The following is a 7410-nucleotide window of genomic DNA, read 5'->3' on the forward strand; positions in this document are numbered from 1 at the left end:
TTGTGCGGCTATTTTACTGACATCATGCTTCCTAACGCGCCGACATCCTGTCCACACTGCCCCTCGGATGAGGAGCAGCCGGTAAGCGTACTGAAAACGGCCCTGCCGCCAGCACCCTACATCTGCCCGATGTGCGAGGGCGTGCGTGCCGATGGGCCCGGCCCGTGTCCGCAATGCGGCATGGCCTTGGAGAAAAATCCGCTGGCGCAGCGCAATGAGCCTGAATGCTGCGGCGATGGTGGCGAAGAAGAAGTGCGCGACCTGTGGTGGCGCGTGCGCTGGAGCGCCGCCATGACCGCGCCCGTGCTACTGCTGGCGATGGGCATGAACCTGCCGGTGATCCGCACCATTTCGCACGACGCTTCCGGCTGGATGCAGTTCGTCTGGGCCACGCCGGTGGTATTCTGGGTCGGTTGGCCGTTGCTGGTGCGATTTGCGAACTCACTGCGGCATCTGCGCTTCAACATGTTCACGCTGATCGGTCTCGGCGTGCTGGCGGCGTGGATATACAGCGTGGTGGCGCTCGTGGCACCGCAATGGCTGCCGCATGAGGCCAGGCACGGCGGTATGACGCTGTATTTTGAAAGCGCAGCAGTCATCACCGTGCTCGTGCTGCTCGGACAATTGCTCGAACTGCGTGCACGCAAGGCCACCGGCTCGGCGATTCGCGCACTGATGAACCTCACGCCGAAAACCGCGCTGCTCGTGCGTGATGGCAAGGAGATCGAAACCGCCGTGGCGGCGATTCAAGTCGGCGACGTGCTGCGCATCAAGCCCGGCGCACGCATTCCGGTGGATGGCATCGTTACTGAAGGCAGTTCCGCAGTGGATGAATCGATGCTCACCGGCGAATCCATGCCGCAGAAGAAGGCAGCGGACGCCGCTGTCACCGGCGGCACGGTGAACAGCACCGGCACCTTCCTCATGCGGGCCGAACGCATCGGTGCCAACACGCTGCTGAGCCAGATCGTCGAAATGACTGCGAAGGCGCAGGCCAGCCGCGCGCCCGTGCAGCAGCTCGCGGATCGCGTTTCGGCGTGGTTTGTGCCGGTGGTGGTGCTCATCGCGGCGCTGACGTTTCTGCTGTGGTGGCAGTTTGGCCCGCAGCCGTCGTTCGCCTTCGCCGTGGTGAACGCGGTGGCCGTCTTGATCATCGCCTGCCCCTGCGCTTTGGGTTTAGCAACACCGATGGCCGTCACCGTCGGTCTTGGGCGGGGAGCACAGCTCGGTGTGCTGATCAAGAATGCCGAGACACTCGAACGCCTGCAGCAGATCGACATCGTGATGCTCGACAAGACCGGCACGCTGACGGAAGGCAAACCGTCGGTGGTCGAGATTTTCCCACTGCCGGGCCTTTCCGCGCGTGATCTGCTCGCCTGTGCCGCCGCAGTCGAAGCGTTGAGCGAGCACCCGCTCGCCACCGCCATCGTGAAAGCCGCCGAGGACCGCAATATCCCGCTCGCCACCGTCACGGACTTTCAATCCATCACCGGCGGCGGTGTGCTCGGGATGATCGGCGAAAGCGAAGTCTTCGTCGGTCAGGCGTCGTTTCTGAAAAAGAACGGCGTCTTCCTCGACGCTGAATGCCATGCGCGTTCCATGCAGTTTCAGTCGGAAGGCTGCACGGTCGTCATCGTCGTGCTCAATGAAAAGCCGCTCGGCCTCATCGCCATCAAGGACAAGGTCAAAGCAACCACACCGGCGGCGATCGCATCGCTGCATGCACTGGGATTGAAGCTGCAAATGATCACCGGCGACGCGCTACCCACCGCGCAGCGTGTGGCGAAGGACCTGGGCATCGACGAAGTCGCCGCCGAGGTCTCGCCGAAGGAAAAACTGCTGCATGTGTATCAAGCACGCGGCAAAGACCGCCACGTGGCCTTTGCTGGCGACGGCATCAACGACGCCCCCGCCCTCGCCGCCGCCGATGTCGGCATCGCCATGGGCACCGGCACGGAAGTCGCCATCCAAAGCGCCGCCGTCACGCTGGTGAAGGGTGATCTGCGCGCCTTGCATCAGGCCTTCGCCCTCAGTCGTGCCACGATGAAGATCATCCGGCAGAATCTGTGGTTTGCCTTCCTCTACAACGGCCTCGGCATCCCACTGGCCGCCGGCTTGCTCTATCCCCTCACCGGTTGGTTGCTCAATCCCATGATCGCCAGCGTGGCGATGTCCCTGAGCAGTGTGTCCGTGATTCTAAACAGCCTGCGGCTGCGGTGGTTCAAGTGAAAGCTACCAAAGAACAACCCCATCCAGTGTGGGATTTCATGGCCGCCGCGTTGTTTGGCGTGGTTTTTCTCGGTGGCGGCTTGGCCGTGGGCTGGCTGACTTACTTTATCCCGCTGTGGGAATGGTGGGAGACGCGGCAGTGGGTAAAAACACCGGGAGAGCTGCTGCTATTCAGCCAGTTTCCACTGTGGTTCGTGCCGCTGGGCTCCGCATTGCCCGCGCTGGCATGGTGGCGCTTTCAGCGGCTGTGGTTCGCGAGGTCACAAGCGCGGCTGCACCCGCAGGAACCGTGGCGCTGGAAGCAGGAGTGGGAGCCGGGCGGCAAAGTGCGGGCAGAGCGCGATCATCTGCCGCTGCTGGCATGGCTGACGCTCTGGCCGGTGCTGGTGGCAGCGCCGCTCGTGCTGGCCCTCCTGGTGGATGGTGCCGGGGGCATCATCGTCCTGCCGCTGTTGCCATGCTTGCTCGCGTGTGTTCCCGGTTGGTTCGCGTGGCGTCGGTTGCGCACCCGCCGCGTCATCGGCCGACCCATCTTGCAGCTGGAAACGCTGCCCATCAGGCCGGGACAGGTGCTGCACGGTGAACTGCAGGTCCCACGCCGCTTGGGGCCGCTCACGCAGGTGAAATTGAGTTTTTTCTGCGAATTGAGGCACGGCGAGCGCGAGGGCAAGAGCACGCGTGAGCGCCAACGTGAGCGGCGTGTGACGCTTGATCTTGGCAACGCACGCCAGGATGCCACCAACACCTACCTGCCCGTACAATTTCCCATGCACGAGGATGCCCCAGGCACGACCCCAGCCATTTTCACGGGGCTGAAGCTGCCGCATCTGACCTGCCGCTGGTTCATCGAGGTGCGCGCACATTCACACCAGCGCCCGGTGCGGCTGGCCGTGCCGGTGTTTGAGCGCGAATGGGCGTCAGCGCTGGTTCCTGCCTGTTAGTCCTCCACCCACTCAAACCTGCTTGTCGATGGCGCTTTTCTTCGCGCACTCGTTCACAAGGCTTGCCCGCAGCGCCGTTCTCTGAAACAGTGCAGCGGTATTTTCCTATTTTACGCCTGTGAATCCTGATCCGGCCAAGCCCTCCCCTCCCTCCTCCGAAGACGAGTCTTCGAAATACATGCCACCAGAGATGGCGACGGGGAACGTCACGCTCGGACCGGAGGACATGACCATCGCGGTGCCGAATCTGAAGCGCGGCGGGCCACCGGCCAAACCCGCAGCGCCGCCGCCGTCTTCGGAGTTGAGCACGGGAAATGTCACGCTGGGGCCGGAAGACCAGACTATTGCTATTCCGAACACCAGCCGCGGCCTGCCTGCGGCAACGATGGGTGCCAAGCCGCCGACCTCTGACACGGGCAACTTCACGCTGGGGCCGGAGGACGTGACGATCGCCATTCCGACGAACAGGCAGCCGACGATGCCCGGTGCAGCGACGATGCCGAGCCATGGTGGCCTGCCAGTAGCAACGGCGGCGTCCATGGCCTCGATGGGATCCACCTCGAAACCGCGGTCACACATGGAGTCGCTCACCGGCAACGATGGCTGGATCGGTGACCGCTACCGCCTGCTCGACAAGCTAGGCGAGGGTGGTTTCGGCGTGGTGTATCGTGCGGAGCAGGTGAAGCCGATCCATCGCATCGTGGCGATCAAGATCGTGAAGGCGGGCGTGACTTCGGCGGACATTCTGGGCCGTTTCGCCATCGAGCAGCGCACGCTCGCCATCATGGAGCATCCCAACATCGCGCGCATTCTGGACGCGGGTGAGACGGACATCGGCGCCCCTTATTTCGTGATGGAGATGGTGAAAGGGCGCTCCTTCACCAGCTACTGCAAGCAGAACGATCTCGATCTGCGCCAGCGTCTGGCGCTGTTCATCCCGGTCTGCCGTGCGGTGCATCACGCGCATCAAAAGGGGATCATCCATCGCGACCTCAAGCCCGGCAACATCATGGTGATGGACGAGGCCGGCAAGGCGGTGCCCAAGGTCATCGACTTCGGCATCGCGAAGGTGCTGGAAGGCGAAGGCTCCGGCCACACGATTGCGACCGGCATCGATCAGCTCGTCGGCACGCCAGGTTACATCAGCCCGGAGCAAATTGAGCATGGCAGTGCCCAGGTGGACACTCGATCCGATGTGTATGCACTTGGCGGGGTGTTTTATGAACTGCTCTGCGGCAGGGCGCTCATCACGCCTTCAGACATCGCCAACAAGCCGATCCACGTCCTGCTGCGCGAGCTGGCGGAAAAAGATGCGCCCAAGCCTTCCACCATTGAGCCTACGGTCAAAGGCGATCTCGACTGGATCGCGCTCAAGGCGCTCGAACGTGATCCGAACCGCCGCTACGGCAGTGCCGACGACCTAGCGGATGACATCACGCGTTTTCTCAAGTACGAGCCGATCACCGCGCGTCCGCCGAGCAAGCGCTACATGCTCGAAAAGTTCGTGCGCCGTCATCGCGTGGGCGTTGCCGCCGCCGTTTCCATCGCACTGGCCGTGATCATCGGCGGTATCACCAGCACCGCGATGTACTTCAAGGCGGAGAGAAACCGCATCGAAGCCGAAAACGGTCGCGAGAAGCTGCGCAAATCCTACAGCCGCTCCGATGAGCAAATGGCCCGCCAGTTCACTGACAACGGCCAGTACAACGACGCCGTGGCCTTCCTCACACGCTCGCTGCGCACCGATCCGACCAACGACCTCTCCTCGACCAATCTGCTCTCACTGCTGGCGAACGAGCATCTCATCCGCCCGGAGATCGCCCCCCTGGCGCTGCCAGAAGGTGTGTCTGAGGCCTCCAAAGTCGCCGTGAGCCGTGCGGCGGGCGTGGTGCTGGCCGTCAGCTCTCCCACGCCAAAAGCTTTGCCCGCCCCAGTGCAGACACCGCCACCGCAGCGTGAGATCATTTCCATTTGGAACATGAAAACTGGCGAGCGCACCGATCATCCGATGCCCTCCGGTATCTCGATCACCTGCCTCGATGTCACCCCCGACGGCACGCAGGCCGTGATCGCACGCAGTGATGGTGCCGTGGAACTCTGGGCACTCAAAGATGGCAAACGTCGCAATCTCCAGCCACGCCTGCCAGAGATGGTGACCTGCGTCGCTTTTTCCGGCAACGGCGAGAAGCTGCTGGTCGGCAGTGAAATCGGTGCGGATGGCATGGGCGGTGTCCACGCCTGGGACCTGCGCCAGCCGCAGGAACCCGCCCGTGTGATGAAGCAAAAAGGCGTGGTGAGCGAGATCGCGACGGATAATGAAGGCATCTTTGCTTCCTCCATTTACGGTGGTGATCCCATCAATCCCGCCGGTGACGGCAGCGCCGCCACTACCTGGGATCTGCGCAATGGCCAGCCTGTTGGCGCACCCGTCGAAGTGGACAAGGGCTTGCTGCACGTCGCCATTGAGCCCACCCACGAACTGATCGCGCTCGGCATGAACGACGGCACCCTCTACGTCGGTAATTTCCGCAACGGCGGCGAAGTTTTGAAGCCCCTCACGCACTCATCCGCGATCACCTCGCTGGCCTTCAGTGCCGATGGCAAATCCATCATCGTCGGTGATGCCGGCGGCTATGTTCACATCTGGAACGTCGGTGACGGCAAGCTGCGCTTCCCCACCCGCCGGCATGACGGCGAAATTTCCAAAGTCATGGCTGCCACGGACACCAGCCTCATCTCCAGCATCTCCAAACATGGCGAGGTCAGCGTGTTTGACATCAAGACCGGGGCGCTGCAGGCCGCACGGCTCCAGCACACCGTCATCGACGCCAAGATCACGCCTGACGGCTCCACCCTCGTCCTCGCTCCCGGCGGCATCCCCTTCGTGCAGGTTTGGAACATCCATGAACGCATGTCGGGCCGCAAATTCGTCGATGTCCTCAACAAGGATCTGATCACCCGCATCAAAGGCCCGGAAGGCTCGCCACAGCAGTTGCGCGATTCCGATTTCGGCGGCGTCAACCGGCAGAAGTCGCTGTATGCCGCGGCTGATTCAGACGGCACCGTGTTCATCTATGAGGCGAAGACGCTCAAGCCCATCGGTGAGCCGTTTCATCACCCGCCTGCGGTGGGTGCCGTGACGCTCACTCAGGATGAAAAACTGCTCATCACCTCCGGTCGTGACCGTGAAGTGCGCGTCTGGGACATCGCCTCGCGCAAAAACATCGTCAGCATGCGCCATACGTCGTTTGTCTCGGTTCTCGCGCTCAGCCCCGACGACGAACGGCTCGTCACCGTGACCGATGAAGGCGAGATGCGCGTCTGGAATGTGCGCACCGGTGACTGCCTCACGCCCGCCATTTGCGACACTCCGCGTGAACGCAGCGACCAGGAGGGCATCGTCGTCGCCCGTGTGGCCGATGACGGCAAAAGCATCCTGTTCCGTGTCTCCGAGCACGGCTTCTTCAGCGCGCCCATGCCGCCGCAGAACACGCTGCTGCCCGAGTGGTTCCTCCAGTTTGCCGAAGGCCTCGCCCGTCGGCGGCTCGCACCCGAAGGCCGCATTGAAAAGCTGCAGCCGGAAGATTTTGAAACCGCCATGGCCGCCATTCCCCAAACACCCGCGCCAGGAGAGGAAACCGCCGTCCGCTGGGCCAAATGGCTGCTCGCCCCCGCCGCCACCCGCCCGCTCTCACCCCTCGAAGACCAGCCGTTTGACACCTACCTGAGTTCACTCAAGGAACAGGGCTCACCCGCCGCCGCCCGCGAACTGCTGCGCTACCGCCCCAAGGATCGCGACGCCGTGGAAAAAGCCGCCAAGCTCGTCCCCACGCTGCCGAAGTGATCACCGCCGCAGCGCCGTGATCAGCTCATTCATCTTCGCCCGCATCAGTTCTAGATCAGCGAGCGTCGGTGGATCATTCGCAAACGGCGTGTCCAGCGTCGCCACGGCATTGCTGAGGTTGCTCGTGCCGCTGATCGCGCCCGCCAGTTGCGCGCTCGTCACCTCGCCGGGCTGGCCTTGCGGCCCGGTGCCACCGTCATTGCCGCGCGGGATGCCGAAGCTGAAGCGCACGTTGCTGCCGTCGAAGGTCACGCCTACCGTGGCCGGCAGGCCGGGGTCGAGCGTCGTCACGCCATCGACCATGAAATTACCGAACGGCGGGCCGGTGGGGCCGACCGGTCCCTGACCACCGGTGTTGCCGTCAAATCCGCGCGGCACGCCAAACTGGAGGCGCAC

Annotated in this window: 3 protein-coding genes and 1 pseudogene; 3 read left to right on the plus strand and 1 reads right to left on the minus strand. The window is 63.2% G+C overall.

Annotation, left to right across the window (positions count from 1 at the left end):
* Positions 1–24: 24 nt before the first annotated feature.
* The 3 genes from ACKVY0_RS11435 to ACKVY0_RS11445 all read left to right on the plus strand — a co-directional run bounded on the left by ACKVY0_RS11435 (position 25) and on the right by ACKVY0_RS11445 (position 7014).
* A complete protein-coding gene (locus ACKVY0_RS11435; protein WP_409214949.1) occupies positions 25–2229 on the plus strand; it encodes a copper-transporting P-type ATPase in 2205 nt (734 codons plus the stop codon).
* Positions 2230–2267: 38 nt separating this feature from the next.
* Positions 2268–3170 carry a hypothetical protein gene (locus ACKVY0_RS11440; protein ID WP_409214950.1) on the plus strand — a complete coding sequence of 301 codons (903 nt, stop codon included), beginning with the start codon at positions 2268–2270 and terminating at the stop codon, positions 3168–3170.
* A gap of 118 nt (positions 3171–3288) precedes the next feature.
* Entirely contained in the window at positions 3289–7014 is a 3726-nt protein-coding gene (locus ACKVY0_RS11445) for a protein kinase domain-containing protein (RefSeq protein WP_409214951.1), read from the plus strand.
* Here ACKVY0_RS11445 and ACKVY0_RS11450 read toward each other — a convergent pair.
* Positions 7015–7410 (minus strand): annotated as a pseudogene (locus ACKVY0_RS11450) (hypothetical protein); the annotation flags it as partial. It lies immediately after the preceding gene.

This window comes from Prosthecobacter sp. (assembly GCF_046154365.1).
In the GTDB taxonomy this organism is placed as follows: Bacteria; Verrucomicrobiota; Verrucomicrobiia; order Verrucomicrobiales; family Verrucomicrobiaceae; genus Prosthecobacter.